Genomic DNA, 17,149 nt, shown 5'->3' with positions numbered 1-17,149 from the left:
AGCCTTAAATGACCGACTATAAAGCCACGCTAAACCTTCCGGACACCGCCTTCCCTATGAAGGCCGGCCTGCCTCAGCGCGAACCACAGATTCTGCAGCGTTGGGACAGCATTGGCCTGTACGGAAAGTTGCGCGAAATTGGCAAGGATCGTCCGAAGTTCGTCCTGCACGACGGTCCTCCCTACGCCAACGGCACCATTCACATCGGTCACGCGCTGAACAAGATTCTCAAGGACATGATCATCCGCTCCAAGACCCTGTCAGGTTTTGACGCGCCGTATGTACCGGGCTGGGACTGCCATGGCCTGCCGATCGAGCACAAGGTGGAAGTGACCCACGGCAAGAACCTGGGCGCGGACAAGACCCGCGAGCTGTGCCGTGCCTACGCCACCGAGCAGATCGAAGGGCAGAAGTCCGAATTCATCCGCCTCGGCGTGCTGGGTGACTTCGCCAACCCCTACAAGACCATGGATTTCAAGAACGAAGCCGGCGAAATCCGGGCCCTGGCGAAAATCGTCGAGGGTGGCTTCGTGTTCAAGGGCCTCAAGCCGGTGAACTGGTGCTTCGATTGCGGTTCGGCCCTGGCCGAGGCGGAAGTCGAGTACGAGAACAAGAAGTCGTCGACCATCGACGTGGCGTTCCCGATTGCCGATGAAGACAAGCTCGCCGCCGCTTTCGGCCTGGGCAAGCTGGCCAAGCCGGCCGCCATCGTGATCTGGACCACCACCCCGTGGACCATCCCGGCCAACCAGGCGCTGAACGTCCACCCGGAGTTCAACTACGCCCTGGTCGATGTTGGCGACAAGCTGCTGGTGCTGGCCGAAGAGCTGGTCGAATCCTGCCTGTCCCGTTACGGCCTCGAAGGCTCGGTGCTGGCGACTGCGCCGGGCTCGGCGCTGGAACTGATCAACTTCCGTCACCCGTTCTATGACCGCCTGTCGCCGGTGTACCTGGCCGACTACGTGGAGCTGGGCGCAGGCACGGGTGTGGTTCACTCCGCGCCAGCCTATGGCGTCGACGACTTCGTGACCTGCAAGAAATACGGCATGGTCAACGATGACATCCTCAACCCGGTCCAGAGCAATGGCGTATACGTGCCGTCCCTGGAGTTCTTTGGCGGCCAGTTCATCTGGAAAGCCAACCCGGCCATCGTCGACAAGCTGACCGAAGTCGGCGCGCTGCTGCACACCACTGTCATCGAACACAGCTACATGCACTGCTGGCGCCACAAGACCCCGCTGATCTACCGCGCCACCGCGCAGTGGTTCATCGGCATGGACAAGCAGCCAACCAGCGGCGACACCCTGCGCCAGCGCTCGCTCAAGGCCATCGAGGACACCCAGTTCGTCCCGGCCTGGGGCCAGGCGCGCCTGCACTCGATGATCGCCAACCGTCCGGACTGGTGCATCTCCCGCCAGCGCAACTGGGGCGTGCCGATCCCGTTCTTCCTGAACAAGGAAAGCGGCGAGCTGCACCCACGCACCGTCGAGCTGATGGAGGCCGTTGCCAAGCGCGTCGAAGTCGAAGGCATCGAAGCCTGGTTCAAGATGGATGCCGCCGAGCTGTTGGGCGACGAAGCGCCGCTGTACGACAAGATCAGCGACACCCTGGACGTCTGGTTCGACTCCGGCACCACCCACTGGCACGTGCTGCGCGGTTCGCACCCGATGGGCCATGAGAGCGGCCCGCGTGCCGACCTGTACCTGGAAGGTTCGGACCAGCACCGCGGCTGGTTCCACTCGTCGCTGCTGACTGGTTGCGCCATCGACAACCACGCGCCGTACCGCGAGCTGCTGACCCACGGTTTCACCGTCGACGAGGCCGGCCGCAAGATGTCCAAGTCCCTGGGCAACGTGATCGCGCCGCAGAAGGTCAACGACACCCTGGGCGCCGACATTATGCGCCTGTGGGTCGCCTCCACCGACTACTCCGGCGAGATGGCGGTTTCCGAGCAGATCCTGCAGCGCAGCGCGGACGCCTACCGGCGCATCCGTAATACCGCGCGCTTTCTGCTGTCGAACCTGACCGGTTTCGACCCTGCCACCGACCTGCTGCCGGCCGAAGACATGCTGGCCCTGGACCGCTGGGCCGTGGACCGTACCCTGCTGCTGCAACGCGAGTTGCAGGAACACTACGGTGAATACCGTTTCTGGAACGTCTACTCGAAGATCCACAACTTCTGCGTGCAGGAGCTGGGTGGTTTCTACCTCGATATCATCAAGGACCGCCAGTACACCACCGGCGCCAACAGCAAGGCACGCCGCTCGTGCCAGACCGCGCTGTTCCACATCAGCGAGGCGCTGGTGCGCTGGATCGCGCCGATCCTGGCGTTCACCGCCGACGAGCTGTGGGAATACCTGCCAGGCGAGCGCAACGAATCGGTGATGCTCAACACCTGGTACGAAGGCCTGAGCGAATTGCCGCAAGGCTTCGAGCTGGACCGTGCCTACTGGGACCGGATCATGGCGGTCAAGGCCGCGGTCAACAAGGAAATGGAAATCCAGCGCGCGGCCAAGGCCGTCGGTGGCAACCTGCAAGCCGAAGTGACCCTCTACGCCGAAGAAGCCCTGAGCGGCGACCTGGCCAAGCTGGGCAACGAACTGCGCTTCGTGCTGATCACCTCCACCGCCAGTGTCGCGCCGTTGGTGCAGGCTCCGGCTGATGCCGTAGTGACCGAAGTGGCCGGGCTGAAGCTCAAGGTGGTCAAGTCGGGCTTCGTCAAGTGCGCCCGTTGCTGGCACTGCCGCGAAGACGTCGGCGTGAACCCGGAACATCCGGAAATCTGCGGGCGTTGTGTCGACAACATCAGCGGCGCCGGTGAGGTTCGTCACTATGCCTAACGCAGCGGGTCGTTTCGGACGGCTGGGCTGGCTCTGGTTGAGCGTGCTGGTCCTGGTCATCGACCAGGCCAGCAAGTTCTACTTCGAAGGCTCGTTGACCATGTACCAGCAGATCGTAGTCATCCCCGACTACTTCAGCTGGACCCTGGCCTACAACACCGGCGCGGCATTCAGTTTCCTGGCCGACGGTTCGGGCTGGCAGCGCTGGCTGTTCGCCCTGATCGCCGTTGTGGTCAGCGCGGTGCTGGTGGTCTGGCTCAAGCGCCTGGGCCGCGGCGAAACCTGGCTGGCCGTGGCGCTGGCGCTGGTGCTCGGCGGCGCGCTGGGCAATCTCTATGACCGCATTGCCCTGGGCCACGTGATCGATTTCATCCTGGTGCATTGGCAGAACCGCTGGTATTTCCCGGCGTTCAACTTCGCTGACAGCGCCATCACCGTGGGCGCCATCATGCTCGCCCTGGACATGTTCAAGAGCAAGAAAACCGGAGAAGCCGTCCATGACTGAGCAGCGTATCGCTCAAAACACCGAAGTGAAGCTTCACTTCGCCTTGCACCTGGAAAACGGCGACACCGTCGACAGCACCTTCGACAAGGCCCCGGCCGTGTTCAAGGTGGGCGACGGTAACCTGTTGCCAGGCTTCGAGGCGGCGATCTTCGGTTTCAAGGCAGGCGACAAGCGCACCGTGGTCGTGACACCGGAAAACGCCTTTGGTCAGCCCAACCCGCAAAACGTGCAGACCATGCCACGCTCGCAGTTCCAGGACATGGAACTGTCCGAGGGCTTGCTGGTGATCTTCAACGATGCGGCCAATACCGAGTTGCCGGGTGTGGTGAAGGCTTTTGACGACGTCCAGGTGACCGTGGACTTCAACCACCCCTTGGCGGGCAAGACCTTGAATTTCGAAGTGGAAATCCTCGAGGTCAAGGCGGTTTAAGGTTTAACGGGCAATCACTGCTCTCACACTACCTGTGGGAGCGAGCCTGCTCGCGATAGCTGAGTCACTATCGCTACCGAGGTGACTGATCCACCGCATCGCGAGCAGGCTCGCTCCCACAGACACGAGGCACAGTATGCAAATCAAACTCGCCAACCCCCGTGGCTTCTGCGCCGGCGTGGACCGGGCGATCGAAATCGTCAACCGCGCCCTGGAAGTGTTCGGGCCGCCGATCTATGTGCGCCACGAAGTGGTCCACAACAAATTCGTCGTCGAAGACCTGCGTAGCCGTGGGGCCATTTTCGTCGAGGAACTGGACCAGGTGCCGGACGACGTCATCGTGATTTTTAGTGCCCATGGGGTTTCCCAGGCGGTGCGTACCGAAGCGGCGGGTCGTGGCTTGAAGGTGTTCGACGCGACCTGCCCTTTGGTGACCAAGGTGCACATCGAAGTGGCGCGCTACAGCCGTGACGGTCGTGAGTGCATCCTGATCGGCCACGAAGGGCATCCGGAAGTCGAAGGCACCATGGGTCAGTACGACGCCAGCAATGGCGGCGCGATCTACCTGGTGGAGGACGAGGAAGACGTGGCTGCCCTGCAGGTGCGTAATCCGGAAAAACTCGCCTTCGTCACCCAGACCACCTTGTCCATGGACGATACCAGCCGGGTGATCGATGCGTTGCGCTCGCGCTTCCCGGCCATTGGCGGACCGCGCAAGGACGACATCTGCTATGCCACCCAGAATCGCCAGGACGCAGTCAAGCAACTGGCTGACGAGTGCGACGTCGTGCTGGTGGTCGGCAGTCCGAACAGCTCCAACTCCAATCGCCTGCGCGAGTTGGCCGAACGCATGGGAACGCCGGCCTACCTGATCGACGGTGCCGAGGACATGCAGCGCAGCTGGTTCGACGGCATCGAGCACATCGGCATTACCGCGGGTGCTTCTGCGCCGGAAGTCCTGGTGCGCGGTGTGATCCAGCAATTGCAGGCCTGGGGTGCCATCGGGGCCGATGAACTGGCCGGCCGGGAAGAAAACATCACGTTCTCCATGCCCAAGGAACTACGCGTTCGTTCTCTGCTTTAAGTTCTTTTCGCACAGGGCCTGCACGCTTTCCTCGCTGCGCAGGCTGACGCGGCCGGTGGGTGACAGCACCACTTGATGATGACTGACCGGCTGGTGCCGGGCGCACACGTGCAAAGTGCCCGCCTGAAAGGCACCACTGGGCAACAGGGCTGCACCATGGCCGGCGAACGTGACCCGATGCTTCACCGGCCAGTTACCCACCACCCGGGCGCGATTGCTGCGCTGCTCCAGCAGTGTCCGGTCATCGTCGTCCAATCTGATTTGCCACCCCTGGCTCCAATCGTTGTCTATCCCTTGAATGGTCACTGCCCGGTTGCGGGTGATGGCTTCGCTGCGGGCACTGCGCAAGCCGCTGGCCAACCGTTGTGCGGTGTCGTTGCGTTCAGTGGATTCCACAAGCGCTTTGAAACTTGAACTGGCCCACGGCAGAACAATTGCGGCAATCGCCAGTCCCATGAGCAGTTCGATCAGGCTGAAACCTTGTTGGGGCATGGTGTCTCCTCCCTGGAGAGTGTGGAGCGGTCCTTGAGGACTTGGCGGCCTCATTGTGGCGAGGGGATTTATCCCCGCTGGGCTGCGAAGCAGCCCCAAAAACAGTCAACACAATCTGTCCGACACACCGAGGTATCAGGATTTAGGGCTGCTGCGCACCCCAGCGGGGCGGTGCGACGTTTCGCTAAATCCCCTCGCCACAGGGGGCACTGCCCTGAATGAACTGCATCAAGCACGCGCCAATGGTTTGTTCTAGCGTTACACAAGCAGGTATAGCCGACGGCAACGGAGGGCATCGATGGATCTTCGTACAAAAGGTTTCACGCTGATCGAGGTGTTGGTGGCCCTTGGCGTACTGCTGATCCTCATCACCATGGCAGTGCCGGCGTTCACCGGTTCGATGCAGAGTACCAAGGCGGATACCGAGATTGGCGACCTGCGTCGGGCCTTGAACTTTGCCCGCATGGAAGCGATCGACCGGGGTATCACCACGCGCATTCGTCCCTCCGCCCAGGGCAGCGTCTGGAGCGGCGAGCTGACGGTGTACGACAGTACTGGCAATCCGGCCAATGTATTGCGGGTTGTTCCCGCGATGAGCAGTGGTGCGACTCTGACGCTAACCTCAGATGTGACCAACATTGATTTCAACAACCTGGGTGGGTTGTCGGCACCGGCCACACCGGTGAGCTTCAATTATGTGCGGGGCACGCAGAGCAGGACGCTGAGCGTTTGCCTCAATGGACGAATCGTATTGGGTGGAAGTTGCGGATGAAGGGTTGCAGTAAAAGCCCACAGGAGGGCATGACACTGATCGAAGTGCTGGTGGCCGTGCTGATTCTTGGCGTAGGTCTGCTGGGGGCGGCGATGATCCAGCTCAATGCCCTGAAGTACACCGACAGCTCGCGCATGACCAGCCAGGCCAGCTTCATCGCCTACGACATGCTGGACCGCATTCGTGCCAACTCCGGCGCCGACTACACCGTGACGCCACCCAGCTCACCCAACCTCAATGTGACCCGGGACCAGGACCTCTACGATTTCAAGACCAACATCACCAGCTTCGGCGGCGCCACGGCTACCGGGACCATCACGCTGAACCAGCGGGTCTACACCATCACCATTTCCTGGGACGATGCCCGGGCCGCCAACACCTCCAATGCGGCCGATGCACGGCGCAGTTTCGTGCTGACCAGCCGCGCTGCCGTCGATCCGGTGGGGACGCCATGAACAAGCGCTGCCGGGGCTTTGGCCTGATCGAGTTGATGATCGCGCTGGTCATCAGTCTTATCGTGGTCCTGGGGGTGGTGCAGATCTTCATCGCCGCGAAGAACACCTACATCAGCCAGAGTGCGGCGGCGGTGATGCAGGAGGATGCTCGCTTTGCCCTGAGCAAGATGGTCCAGGAAATTCGCATGGTGGGGATGTTCGGTTGCCTGGGCACCATCACCGATGCGTCCTCGGCAGGGGACTTCAATGCCAGCCAGATCACGCCGATCCGCTGGGACAATGCCAACCTGAAAATGACCTTGGTGACGACGGATGTGGGCAACAGCGGAGGTGTACCGACCTGGACCGTCCTGTCCGACTGCCGCACCACGGCCACGGCCTACACTGGCGCGCGGGCTCCCGCAGCCGGACAGTTGGCGTTTCCGGTACGACGGTTGGTCTACAGCTTCAGCAACAATCAGTTGTCGATGGGCACCGGCGCCGGCAATCCGACCCTGGCGGTGCTGGTGGACAACGTCCGCACGTTCAACGTGACCTTCGGCGTGGCCGGCAGCTCGACGGACATCGCGGCCTCGAGCTACAGCAGCAACCCGCCGGATCCGGCATTGATCCGCAGCGTGCGCCTGACCCTGACGCTCTTCGATCCGAAGAATAACGTGCGCGACCAGACCTTCAACGTGGTTGCCGCCTTGCGCAACCGGCTCTTGTGAGGGGGCGATTGATGAGATCGAGATCCTTCGGGCAGCGTCAGCACGGCATGGCATTGTTGGTCAGCCTGGTTTTCCTGCTGCTCCTCACGCTGATCGGCCTGTCGTCGATGCAAAGCGCCACCCTCCAGGAAAAGATGACCAGCAGCGTCATGCTGCGCAACCAGTCGTTCCAGATGGCCGAGGCGGCGCTGAGGATGGGCGAGAACGCCGTGCAGGTCGAAACCTACTCGCTGGCGGTCTGCAACACGACGACCCAATGTGCGCCACCGGCGGAGTCCGCCACGCTTACGGGGGCAGGGTACTCCTCAGCGTCGGGGGTCACCTGGGTCGCCGCCGCCGGAGGGTTTTATGGGGTGCAGAACATCGGCACCACGCTTGCGGCGGTCAATGTACCCAACGGGACGTCGGCGACGCTGTATCGGATCACGGCGGTGGCGGTGGTGGGGAATAACCAGCGCAGCGTGGTGGAGAGCATCTATGCGAAGTATTGAGGCTCGCCATGGCTGGCGGCAGATGCTGTGGGGTGTACTGCTCAGCCTTTATCTGAATGCCCCGGTCTATGGGTTCACGCCTTCGGATTCGCCGTTGTTGAGTGCGGCTGCGGTGACGCCGAACGTGATGCTGTTGATCGATGATTCGGGGAGTATGAACAACATCATCTGGGCGGCGGGGTTTGATCCGACGATCTCCCGGCCGACTGTCTACACCTGTCAGTCCAGTACGAGCTGTAACAGCATTGCCGGCCTGGACCCGGACGACGGCAACGTTTTGCTGGCGAGCCTGTTTCGTGGCGGGTGCTCGAGCGGTTGGTACGGTTTTTATCGAAGTAGCATAGGTAGGGTCTGTCTGAAGCTGCCAGATCCGGTGGGCAATGGTAATACCCGCTACACAGCCAACTACCTGTCCTATCTGCTGACATTGGCCAACAGTTCGAGTCGCGACTTCACCACCGGCACGATCCCCAATGATTACCGAATCAACGTGGCCCGGGATGTCTCCAATGACCTGGTCACCAGCAACCGTGCCTTGCGCATCGGCCTTGCCACCTTCAACCCACCCAACAGCAGCAACTCCGGCCCGGGAGGCTTTATCGCCCGTTCTGTCAGCGACCTGTCGCCCGTGACCGGCAGCGTTACCCAGACCCAGGCCAATGCCAACTACACCTCCTTGATAAATGCCATCAACGGCCTGGGCGCGGTCGCCAATACACCGCTGGCCGAGAGCTATTACGAGGTCACCCGCTATTTCCGGGGAATGGCGCCGTACTACAACGGCACGCCCAGCACCTATACCAGCCCGATCCAGTACCGTTGCCAGAAAAACTTCGGCGTGGTGATTACCGACGGCTTGCCCACCTATGACCGGACGTTTCCGACCAACGACCCGCAGGCCGTCGCGACGGGAGGCCCCCGCCTGCCAAATTGGGACGGTATCAGCAATGACGGCGCCGATCCCAATGGCGACGGCGAAGGTGACACGCTGTACCTGGACGACATCGCCAAGTTCGCCTTCGACATCGACATGCGCTCCACCGGTACCGATGCCACCGGCAAGAGCTGGGACACTGCGGATTTCCCCCGGCAGTACCTCAACACCTATACGGTCGGTTTCACCGCAACCAACCAGATGCTGTCCGACGCCGCTCGCTACGGTGCAGGCAGGTATTACCAGGCGACCGACAGCGAAGGCCTGAACTCGGCGCTGACATCGGCCCTGAGTGATATCACCTCCAAGGCCGGGTCGGGGGGCGGCGGCACCACCAACGGTGCGACGTTATCCACCACGTCCAGCTTCTACCAGACCACCTATGACCCCAAGGATTGGCGTGGCACGATCCGGGCGTTCGGTTTCACCTCGGCAGGCACGGTCAACAGGGCCGCGGTGCAATGGACCACTGACACCGCCATTGTCCCCGGCGCCACGGCACCGCTTTATCAATCGTGGAACACCACGACCAATGCGCCGGTGACCCTGGCCTACAGCAACTTTTCAGCGGCCCAGCAAACCACCCTCAGCCAGAACCTGCCCACAGGGATCACTGGCAACGACCTGGTGGAATGGAGCAAGGGCACCAACAAAACCGGCTTGAAGGTGCGCAGTGCGTTGCTGGGGGACATCATCAACTCACCGCTGGTGCTGGCCTCGCCCAATGACCAGACCGCTGCGGACCTGCTGAACGACACCAGCTACAGTACGTACCTGGCGACCAAGGCGGGGGCCATGAACACCAGCCTCGTGGTGAACGCCAATGACGGCTTCTTCAGCGTCATCAACGCTGCCAACGGCACGCGACGTTACGCCTACATGCCTTCGAGCGTATTGCCAGGGCTGGATGACATCGCGAGTACCAATTACATCAACGGGGTGAGCCACAAATTCCTGGTGGATGGTCAGATTGGTGTATTCGATACGCAATCGGGCAGTGCCTGGAAAACGGTAGCCGTGGGCGGGACCGGGGCCGGTGGCAGGACTTTCTTTGCGGTGCAACTGTTCGATGCGGCAGCCGGCAATACGCTTCGGGCGCTGTGGGAAATCAGCGCGCCGGCCGTGGCCAACACCGCCAATACCTTCAACGACCTGGGCTACGCCTATGCCCGCCCGGAAGTCGCCCGGCTGGCGGACGGTCGCTGGGCGGCGTTCATTTCCAACGGCTACGGCAGCAACAGCGGCGTGGCGGCGTTGTATGTGGTGGATATCCGCGACGGTTCGCTGATCCGCAAGATCGTCATCAACAGCAGCGAGACCGATAACGGCTTGTCCTCGGTCAAGCTTCGGGTCAACTCCCAGAATGTGGTGCAGGCTGCCTACGGTGGTGACTTGAAAGGACGGATGTGGAAATTCGACCTCAGTGGCACGTCCCCGACCACCTGGGGCCTGGCGTTTGCCGGCCAGCCCTTGTTCACGGCGTCCGGTGGAGCGACCCAGCCCATCACCGTTCAACCGTTGCTGGCGGACAACCCCCAGGGTGGGGTCCAGGTCTTTTTCGGTACCGGTAAGTTCAACGAGGCGACTGACAAGCTCAACAAGGATCTGCAGGGGTTCTATTCGATCTGGGACGCCGTCGGTGGTGCTGGGCAGATTACGGTGTCGAGCCTGCAGGCTCAATCGATTACCGGCGTATTCTCGGGCAGCACGGGGCAGTTCGTGACCACCAGCCAGACCGACGTGACTTACCCGGCGAAAAAAGGCTGGTACCTGCCCCTGGTGTATAACAACGCGCTGACCGGGGAGCGGGTGATCAACCCGGCCAATCTGGTGCTTGGGCGCGTGGTCTTTACCACGGCCGCCGTGGACACCACCGACCCCTGCGCCAGCTTCGGCACCGGCAAGCTGATCGAAGTGGATGCGTTCAGCGGTAAGATGCTCAACTATGCGGTGCTCGACACCAATGGCGACGGCAAGCTCAGCAGCCTCGATACGATCTCCGCCGGGGTGGTGTTCACCGGTGGTATCCCGACCTTGAGTGCCGTCGTCAGTGCCAATGGAGCCACCAACATGGTCGTGAACGATTCCGGCGGCGGTATCACCGATCTGCTGAGCAAATCCGTTGGCGGCAGCCGTCGCGTCATGTGGCGACAAATACAGTGAGGGGTAAGGGAATGCACAAAACCAACCGGGGTTTCACCTTGATCGAAATCATGATCGTGATCGCGATCATCGGTATCGTGATCACCGTCGGCTACCCGAGCCTGACCGAATACATGAAAAAAGGCCGGCGTACTGAAATTGCCGGGCTGTTGTCGGAACAGGCGCAGATCCTCGAACGCTACTATTCGAAGAACAGCTCCTATAAGGACGCAACCGGGCTGAGCAGCGGGAATGATTTCTATACCATTAACCGGACGCTGGCGGAGCAGAGCTTTACCCTGACCGCAGTACGCAGAAGTGGCTCATCCATGGCGACGGACAAGTGCGGTGACTTCACCATCAACAACACCGGCGTGCGCAGCATGCTCAACGCCGCGTCCGGGCTGACCACCAAGGATTGCTGGGGTCGCTGAGCTTTATTTTTTTAGGACGCGGCGTCGCGCCCTACAGTCTTACGAGTCGAATCAGAACATGACCAGGCAACAGCAAGTGGTGATTGTCGGCGGCGGAGTCATTGGCCTGCTGACAGCGTTCAATCTGGCGTCCGAAGGGCAACGTGTCGTGCTGCTGGAGCGTTCCAGTGTCGGCCAGGAGTCGTCCTGGGCCGGTGGCGGCATCGTTTCGCCGTTGTACCCGTGGCGCTACAGCCCGGCGGTCACGGCGCTGGCGCACTGGTCACAGGATTTTTACCCACAGTTGGGCCAGCGTTTGTTTGCGGCCACCGGCATTGATCCGCAAGTGCATGTCACCGGGCTCTATTGGCTGGACCTGGACGATCAGGACGAAGCGCTCGCCTGGGCCGCGCGGGAAGGGCGACCGTTGCGGTCCGTGGATATCTCGGCTGTCCACGATGCGGTGCCGGTACTGGGTACCGGGTTCTCCCGGGCGATCCACATGGCTGACGTGGCGAACGTGCGCAATCCCCGGTTGGTGAAATCCCTCAGGGCAGCGCTGCTGGCGCTGCCCGAGGTCACGCTGCATGAGCAATGCGAGGTCAGTGGCTTCATCCGCGACGGCGGACGGGTTGTGGGGGTGAACAGTTCGGCCGGGGCGATTCGTGGCGATCAGGTGGTGCTGGCTGCTGGGGCCTGGAGTGGGGAATTGCTCAAGACCCTGGGTCTGAACTTGCCGGTGGAGCCGGTCAAGGGCCAGATGATCTTGTACAAGTGCGCGTCCGACTTCCTGTCGAGCATGGTCCTGGCCAAGGGCCGTTATGCGATTCCGCGGCGTGACGGGCATATCCTGGTGGGCAGTACCCTGGAGCGCGAAGGCTTCGACAAGACCCCGACGGAAGCGGCGCTGGAGACTCTGAAGGCTTCGGCGCAGCAGTTGATTCCGGCGCTGGCCGAGGCTGAGGTGGTCGGGCATTGGGCCGGATTGCGGCCTGGATCGCCGGCGGGGGTGCCTTATATCGGCGAGGTGCCGGGGTTTGCGGGGCTTTGGTTGAACTGTGGGCATTATCGCAATGGGTTGGTGTTGGCGCCGGCGTCGTGTCGGTTGTTTACGGATGTGATGTTGGGACGTGAGCCGGTGATTGATCCTGCGCCGTATTCGCCGGCGGGGCGGATGTAGGGGCTTGCGGCTGTACTCTTGTCCTATGTGGGAGCGAGCCTGCTCGCGATGGCGGTCTAGCGGTTGGTCAGTGTTTTTGGTCGAGTACATATCCATTGCTGCGGTAACGGCCACTTAGGGTTCCGCCCTTACGGCGGCTTACTTTTTTTCAGACGCCAAAAAAAGTAAGCAAAAAAGGCTTGGCCCCACCACTCGGCACCTCGCCTAGGCTCGGTGTGCCCTCACTCCGGCATTGCTCCGTGGGCCCGCCGCGAAGGGCCATCCATGGCCCGGCGCGGCTAACCCGGCATCCATGCCGGGTTGCCCACTACGCAATGCCTGCGTTCGGCCAGCGTGGTTAATGGGGCCCGAAGATCAAAAGCAAAAGCAAAAGCAAAAAAGCGAGCGGGTCTGGTCTTGAGGCTGGCTCCGGTGCCCCCTGTGGGAGCGAGCCTGCTCGCGATGGCGTCGGTTCATGCAGCACTTTTCAAACTGACCCACCGCCATCGCGAGCAGGCTCGCTCCCACGGGGATTGGTGTTGGGTGAGAAGGAACAAGTTGCCGCAGAGTTGTTGTGAGCGAGCTGACAGCCGTTCGAGATTTGTGGGAATGGTCGGACAACATCCAAGCTGAAGCTGATTTTTCCGACGAGCTTTGGCGGTTGTCGGGTGGGAAGGCTTATCGCTAACCTTTCCCGGTCGCTGCCAATTCAGCGTCCGGGCGTCGCGGCCCGTTAACTTAGTGCATAATTCCAGCCCTCGACTGTGCTTTGGTACTTGTCGTTTTGTCATGGCTGGCTGTGCGCGGGATACCCTAGGGTATGCCGGGTTTCTAAGTTCTCGGTCCGCGAACCTGCGTACAGCTGCCACCTCCAATCGCGTCGCGGCGATCGGTGGCAGCTCCAACAACTTGGAGATGCACGATGATCAAAGTCACACCCAATCCCCCTGAAACAGATTCCTCATCAGCCCATGGCGGGCTCGATCCTCAAAAGCTCGATGAAGCCGCCAAGCGCGCCCTCGACTATTACCTAGCCCCTCCACCTGAAGTCAAAAAGAAACCAGCCTCAAGCCAGTTATTCACCGTCATGGAAGGCATAGACGCCGAATGTCTCCTCGCCAACCTGAGCGAAACCCTGGCATCAGCCAACGCAACGCTCAGCGACCTGGCCTTCGAGCTTGATGGTTCGCGTCGGCATGTCGCTTTGGGTGTGCAGCAGCTGATCGAGCTGAGCGAATTGCTGGCCAATCGGGTGTTGGATGAGCGGGTGCCGGTGACGGCGGATTAGGAACTGATCAATAGAACTAGCGGTTGTGGCGAGGGGATTTATCCCCGCTGGGCTGCGTAGCAGCCCTGAATCCTTACACCTCGGTGTATCAGGCAGATTGTATCGACTGTCTTAGGGCCGCTACGCAGCCCAGCGGGGATGAATCCCCTCGCCACAGGGACGGTCTGAGCCGAGCCATTGGTGGTGGCTCCCTCAATCCAACCCCAATTTCTTCAACCGATACCGCATTGACCGAAACGACAGCTTCAATCGCTGCGCTGCGGCGGTGCGGTTCCAGCGGGTTTCTTCCAAGGCCTGGAGGATGACCTTGCGTTCGACGTCTTCCAGATAGTCTTCCAGGTTGTCGACTCGCATCAAATCGGGGTTGGCGGTGTCGGTGATGCCATTGCCTTCGGCCAGGCGCAGGTCGTCGGCTTCGATCTGTTGGTGTTCGCAGAGGGTGTAGGCCCGTTCCAGCATGTTTTCCAGCTCTCGTACGTTGCCGGGGAAGCGGTAGTTTCGAAGGGCCTCGAGGGCTTGGGGATGGAGTCTGGCGGCGGGGTTGCCGGTGCTGGCCGCCAGGCGCTGGAGCATGTGGATGGCCAGCGGCTCGATGTCTTCGCGGCGCTCGCGAAGGGGCGGGACGCGGAGTTCGATGACGTTCAGGCGGTAGTACAGGTCCTGGCGAAAGCGCCCGGCGGCCACTTCGGCGTCCAGGTCCTTATGGGTGGCGCAGAGGATGCGGACATCCACCACTTCCTCCTGCTGACCACCAACGGCGCGCACGGCCTTTTCCTGGATCGCTCGCAGCAGCTTGACCTGCATCGCCAGGGGCAGGTCAGCCACTTCATCGAGGAACAGGGTGCCACCGTGGGCGGCCTGGAACAGACCGGGCTTGTCCTCGATGGCACCGCTGAAGCTGCCTTTTCGATGGCCGAAAAACTCACTTTCCATCAGCTCTGTCGGGATGGCCCCGCAGTTGACCGGCACAAAACCCCGACTGGAACGGGGGCCTTGTTCGTGGATCAGCCGTGCCACCAGTTCCTTGCCACAGCCCGACTCCCCGCTGATGTACACCGGCGCCTGGCTGCGGGCCAGCTTTTCGATCTGTTTGCGCACGCTGCGCATTGGCGGGGAGTCGCCCAGCAGGCAGCGTTCGATGGTGGTCGGGGCGGTGGCCGGTGGCAGGCGCAGGGCGCTGGTGACCAGTTCTCGTAGCCGACCCAGGTCGACCGGTTTGGTCAGAAAGTCAAAAGCCCCGGCCTTGAGGGCGTCGATGGCGGTTTCCAGGCTGCCGTAGGCGGTGATCATCGCCACCGGCAGTTGCGGGAAGCGCTGTTGGATGTGCTGCACCAGTTCCAGGCCGGTACCGTCGGGCAGGCGCATGTCGGTCAGGCACAGGTCGAAGGCTTCGTCCGCCAGCAGGGATTGGGCCTCGGCAAGATTCCTGGCGCTGCGGGTGTCGAGTTTCATCCTGCCCAGGGTGATGTCCAGGAGTTCGCGGATGTCCGGTTCGTCGTCGACGATCAGGATCCGTTGCCGTGAGCGTGTATTCAAATCTGTTTCCGTCCGTGAGCAAAAGTGATGCGAAAGCAGCCGCCGCCTTGGCGTGGTTTGAAGTCTAGGCGGGCCTGATTGCTTTCGCACAGCTCACGGGACAGATAGAGCCCAAGGCCGGTGCCCTGGCTGCTGGTGGTGAAAAAGGGTTCGAACAGGTGCGCCTGCTGGTCCGGTGTCACGCCGGGGCCGTTGTCGATGATGTCCAGCGTGGGAAGATGGCTATGGGGATCGACGAACAGTTCCAGCCAGGCCTCGGCCCGTTCATGGGCCTGGGCACTGTGGCGCCAGGCGTTGCGCAGTAGGTTGTCGAGCACCTGGGTCAATTGATCGGGGTCCATGAGCGTGGTGTAGTCGCCCGGGGCGATGCTCAGATGCAATTGCTGGTGCGCGGCCATGCTTTCGCGGGCCTGTTGGACGAACTGGTCGAGCCAGGTGCGCAGGTCCAGGCGCTGGGGCGTGGTTTGCTGGCGACGGGACAACTGCAGGACGTTTTCGATGACGCGGTTCATTCGTTGGGAGTGATCTTGAATAATCTGTGTCAGACGTCGATCCGAGTCGTTCAGTTCCTCGGACTCGCGCAGTAATTGCGCCGCATGGCTGATGGCCCCCAGGGGATTGCGGATTTCATGGGCGATGCCGGCGGTGAGGCGCCCGAGTGAGGCGAGTTTCAGTTGCTGGGCGTGCTGGGCCACCTGGGCCAGGTCTTCGAGAAACACCAGGATCTGATGCTGTTCGTTGTGCCCCAGGGCGATGAAGCTCGGTTGCAGGGTCAGGCCCGTGCCGGTGATGGCCAGGGTTGGTGGGCGCAGGCTGGGATTGTTCAGCCACACTTTCAAGCTGTCGACGAGGGCGGCGGAGTAGTCATCGATTGGCTGGCCGACCAGGTCGTGCATGCCCAACAGGTTCAAGGCGCTTTCGTTGGCCAGTTGCACCCGGCGTTGACGATCGAGCACCAGGATGCCGGTGCGCATGCGCTGCAGGATCAAGGCATTGAGGGTTTCGAGGCTGGTCACCTCGCTGGCCCGCTGCTCGGCCAGGGTTTCGCTGGCTTCCAGTCGCCGGGTCAGGCCTTGTACCAGCAGCGCAGCGGCGAAGCATAGCGCTCCCAGGGTACCGGCCTGCAAATAACTGCCGGGAGAATTCGAGTCGTGCAGGCCAAGGAAGAAACTCGACCCCACTATGCCGATCGTGGCGACGGCAGCGATCAACAGGCCGACTCGGCCGCGCAGCAGCGTGTTGCCAATGGCCACCGAAACAATGAGCAGATTGCCTATGGCGCTGGGAGCACCGCCTGCCGCGAAGAACAGCCATGACAGCAGCAACACATCGGTCAGGGCCAGGCCAAACAGCCGGGCGGGGCTTCGGGTGTTTTCAAGGAACACCACCAGCAGGATGTTCAGCACCAGGTACAACCAGCTGCCACTGCGCAGCAGGTCGTCGTTGGCGAACTCCAGCAGGCGGTTGTCCATGTTGCTGGAGATCAGCAGCACCAGGGTGATGCCGATGCTCAAGCGGTACAGGTGATAGAGACGCAGCAGGCGCTGCGTCTGTCTGACGCGAGGGGAAGCCTCAGCGATCACGAGGGCCCGGGCCTTGCTCGAGGTGAGCCTGGCTGCAGTACCACTGTTGTTGGAGAGGGAGTGCCCGGTCACGCGGCAGGTGCACGCCACAGTGGGCGCAGCGAACCATGGGCGGGGCATCCTGTTCCCGGGATGATCGCGTCGCGGACGCCTTGGGCTTCACGTTGCGAAAGATCCATATGGCGGAGGCAACGACGGCGAACAAGATGATTAGACGAAGCATGATGGGCGGCTTTCTGGCGAGAGATGAGGCAGTTTAGCCAAGGACTGGGGCGGCGCACAGTTCAATAGGATCCAGGCATAAAAAAGGGAGAC

At 61.7% G+C, this 17,149-nt stretch carries 16 protein-coding genes; 12 read left to right on the top strand and 4 right to left on the bottom strand.

Annotated elements, in window-relative coordinates; genetic code table 11:
• Nucleotides 1-8: 8 nt before the first annotated feature.
• The 4 genes from ileS (at nucleotide 9) to ispH (ending at nucleotide 4,859) form a co-directional block, all read left to right on the top strand.
• Nucleotides 9-2,840 carry an isoleucine--tRNA ligase gene (gene ileS / locus PCOSP_RS24945; RefSeq protein WP_139649840.1) on the top strand — a complete coding sequence of 944 codons (2,832 nt, stop codon included), beginning with the start codon at nucleotides 9-11 and terminating at the stop codon, nucleotides 2,838-2,840.
• Complete coding sequence (gene lspA / locus PCOSP_RS24940; protein ID WP_139649838.1) at nucleotides 2,833-3,345, top strand: signal peptidase II; 513 nt, start codon at nucleotides 2,833-2,835, stop codon at nucleotides 3,343-3,345. Before ileS ends, lspA begins: the two co-directional genes overlap by 8 nt.
• Nucleotides 3,338-3,775 carry an FKBP-type peptidyl-prolyl cis-trans isomerase gene (fkpB, locus tag PCOSP_RS24935; RefSeq protein ID WP_139649836.1) on the top strand — a complete coding sequence of 146 codons (438 nt, stop codon included), beginning with the start codon at nucleotides 3,338-3,340 and terminating at the stop codon, nucleotides 3,773-3,775. The genes lspA and fkpB overlap by 8 nt, the downstream gene beginning before the upstream one ends.
• Nucleotides 3,776-3,911: 136 nt before the next feature.
• Nucleotides 3,912-4,859, top strand: coding sequence for a 4-hydroxy-3-methylbut-2-enyl diphosphate reductase (gene ispH, locus PCOSP_RS24930; RefSeq protein ID WP_024781117.1), 948 nt, complete (start codon nucleotides 3,912-3,914; stop codon nucleotides 4,857-4,859).
• Here the strand turns inward: ispH and PCOSP_RS24925 are convergent.
• Entirely contained in the window at nucleotides 4,836-5,351 is a 516-nt protein-coding gene (locus PCOSP_RS24925) for a GspH/FimT family pseudopilin (RefSeq protein ID WP_139649834.1), read from the bottom strand. The two genes, ispH and PCOSP_RS24925, sit on opposite strands and share 24 nt — an antisense overlap.
• Before the next feature lie 298 nt (nucleotides 5,352-5,649).
• Here PCOSP_RS24925 and PCOSP_RS24920 point away from each other — a divergent pair, with 298 nt between their 5' ends.
• From PCOSP_RS24920 to PCOSP_RS24885, 8 genes are all read left to right on the top strand, one after another.
• Complete coding sequence (locus PCOSP_RS24920) at nucleotides 5,650-6,123, top strand: GspH/FimT family pseudopilin (RefSeq protein ID WP_464709724.1); 474 nt, start codon at nucleotides 5,650-5,652, stop codon at nucleotides 6,121-6,123.
• On the top strand, nucleotides 6,120-6,578 hold the full coding sequence (gene pilV, locus PCOSP_RS24915; protein WP_464709723.1) for a type IV pilus modification protein PilV: 459 nt from the start codon (nucleotides 6,120-6,122) through the stop codon (nucleotides 6,576-6,578). The genes PCOSP_RS24920 and pilV overlap by 4 nt, the downstream gene beginning before the upstream one ends.
• Entirely contained in the window at nucleotides 6,575-7,288 is a 714-nt protein-coding gene (locus tag PCOSP_RS24910) for a PilW family protein (protein WP_464709722.1), read from the top strand. Before pilV ends, PCOSP_RS24910 begins: the two co-directional genes overlap by 4 nt.
• Nucleotides 7,289-7,299: 11 nt before the next feature.
• The gene (locus tag PCOSP_RS24905) at nucleotides 7,300-7,779 is read left to right on the top strand and encodes a pilus assembly PilX family protein (RefSeq protein WP_175363996.1); all 480 of its coding nucleotides are present in this window, start codon (nucleotides 7,300-7,302) and stop codon (nucleotides 7,777-7,779) included.
• On the top strand, nucleotides 7,766-10,876 hold the full coding sequence (locus PCOSP_RS24900) for a pilus assembly protein (RefSeq protein WP_464709721.1): 3,111 nt from the start codon (nucleotides 7,766-7,768) through the stop codon (nucleotides 10,874-10,876). The genes PCOSP_RS24905 and PCOSP_RS24900 overlap by 14 nt, the downstream gene beginning before the upstream one ends.
• Before the next feature lie 11 nt (nucleotides 10,877-10,887).
• Nucleotides 10,888-11,289: a type IV pilin protein gene (locus PCOSP_RS24895; RefSeq protein WP_464709720.1), complete on the top strand. Its 402-nt coding sequence runs from the start codon at nucleotides 10,888-10,890 to the stop codon at nucleotides 11,287-11,289.
• A gap of 58 nt (nucleotides 11,290-11,347) precedes the next feature.
• A complete protein-coding gene (gene thiO / locus PCOSP_RS24890; protein WP_464709719.1) occupies nucleotides 11,348-12,448 on the top strand; it encodes a glycine oxidase ThiO in 1,101 nt (366 codons plus the stop codon).
• Between the two features lie 901 nt (nucleotides 12,449-13,349).
• Nucleotides 13,350-13,715 carry a DUF6124 family protein gene (locus PCOSP_RS24885; RefSeq protein WP_175363824.1) on the top strand — a complete coding sequence of 122 codons (366 nt, stop codon included), beginning with the start codon at nucleotides 13,350-13,352 and terminating at the stop codon, nucleotides 13,713-13,715.
• Between the two features lie 192 nt (nucleotides 13,716-13,907).
• On the opposite strand, the gene PCOSP_RS24880 is transcribed toward PCOSP_RS24885, so the two are convergent.
• Genes PCOSP_RS24880 through PCOSP_RS24870 form a run of 3 tightly spaced genes read right to left on the bottom strand, consistent with a single transcriptional unit; the run spans nucleotide 13,908 to nucleotide 17,057 of the window.
• Complete coding sequence (locus PCOSP_RS24880; RefSeq protein WP_464709718.1) at nucleotides 13,908-15,251, bottom strand: sigma-54-dependent transcriptional regulator; 1,344 nt, start codon at nucleotides 15,249-15,251, stop codon at nucleotides 13,908-13,910.
• Nucleotides 15,248-16,834: a two-component system sensor histidine kinase NtrB gene (locus PCOSP_RS24875; RefSeq protein WP_464709717.1), complete on the bottom strand. Its 1,587-nt coding sequence runs from the start codon at nucleotides 16,832-16,834 to the stop codon at nucleotides 15,248-15,250. The genes PCOSP_RS24880 and PCOSP_RS24875 overlap by 4 nt, the downstream gene beginning before the upstream one ends.
• Nucleotides 16,824-17,057: a PP0621 family protein gene (locus tag PCOSP_RS24870; protein ID WP_139649811.1), complete on the bottom strand. Its 234-nt coding sequence runs from the start codon at nucleotides 17,055-17,057 to the stop codon at nucleotides 16,824-16,826. The genes PCOSP_RS24875 and PCOSP_RS24870 overlap by 11 nt, the downstream gene beginning before the upstream one ends.
• Nucleotides 17,058-17,149: the final 92 nt, after the last annotated feature.

This window comes from Pseudomonas sp. MAFF 730105, assembly GCF_055380705.1.
Note: the sequence above shows the minus strand (reverse complement) of the source record. Positions and strands in the feature narration are given on the sequence as shown.

Coding starts and splice junctions, on each gene's coding strand:
- ileS (WP_139649840.1), top strand. CDS start 9: ATGACCGACTATAAAGCCACGCTAAACCTTCCGGACACCGCCTTCCCT.
- lspA (WP_139649838.1), top strand. CDS start 2,833: ATGCCTAACGCAGCGGGTCGTTTCGGACGGCTGGGCTGGCTCTGGTTG.
- fkpB (WP_139649836.1), top strand. CDS start 3,338: ATGACTGAGCAGCGTATCGCTCAAAACACCGAAGTGAAGCTTCACTTC.
- ispH (WP_024781117.1), top strand. CDS start 3,912: ATGCAAATCAAACTCGCCAACCCCCGTGGCTTCTGCGCCGGCGTGGAC.
- PCOSP_RS24925 (WP_139649834.1), bottom strand. CDS start 5,351: ATGCCCCAACAAGGTTTCAGCCTGATCGAACTGCTCATGGGACTGGCG.
- PCOSP_RS24920 (WP_464709724.1), top strand. CDS start 5,650: ATGGATCTTCGTACAAAAGGTTTCACGCTGATCGAGGTGTTGGTGGCC.
- pilV (WP_464709723.1), top strand. CDS start 6,120: ATGAAGGGTTGCAGTAAAAGCCCACAGGAGGGCATGACACTGATCGAA.
- PCOSP_RS24910 (WP_464709722.1), top strand. CDS start 6,575: ATGAACAAGCGCTGCCGGGGCTTTGGCCTGATCGAGTTGATGATCGCG.
- PCOSP_RS24905 (WP_175363996.1), top strand. CDS start 7,300: ATGAGATCGAGATCCTTCGGGCAGCGTCAGCACGGCATGGCATTGTTG.
- PCOSP_RS24900 (WP_464709721.1), top strand. CDS start 7,766: ATGCGAAGTATTGAGGCTCGCCATGGCTGGCGGCAGATGCTGTGGGGT.
- PCOSP_RS24895 (WP_464709720.1), top strand. CDS start 10,888: ATGCACAAAACCAACCGGGGTTTCACCTTGATCGAAATCATGATCGTG.
- thiO (WP_464709719.1), top strand. CDS start 11,348: ATGACCAGGCAACAGCAAGTGGTGATTGTCGGCGGCGGAGTCATTGGC.
- PCOSP_RS24885 (WP_175363824.1), top strand. CDS start 13,350: ATGATCAAAGTCACACCCAATCCCCCTGAAACAGATTCCTCATCAGCC.
- PCOSP_RS24870 (WP_139649811.1), bottom strand. CDS start 17,057: ATGCTTCGTCTAATCATCTTGTTCGCCGTCGTTGCCTCCGCCATATGG.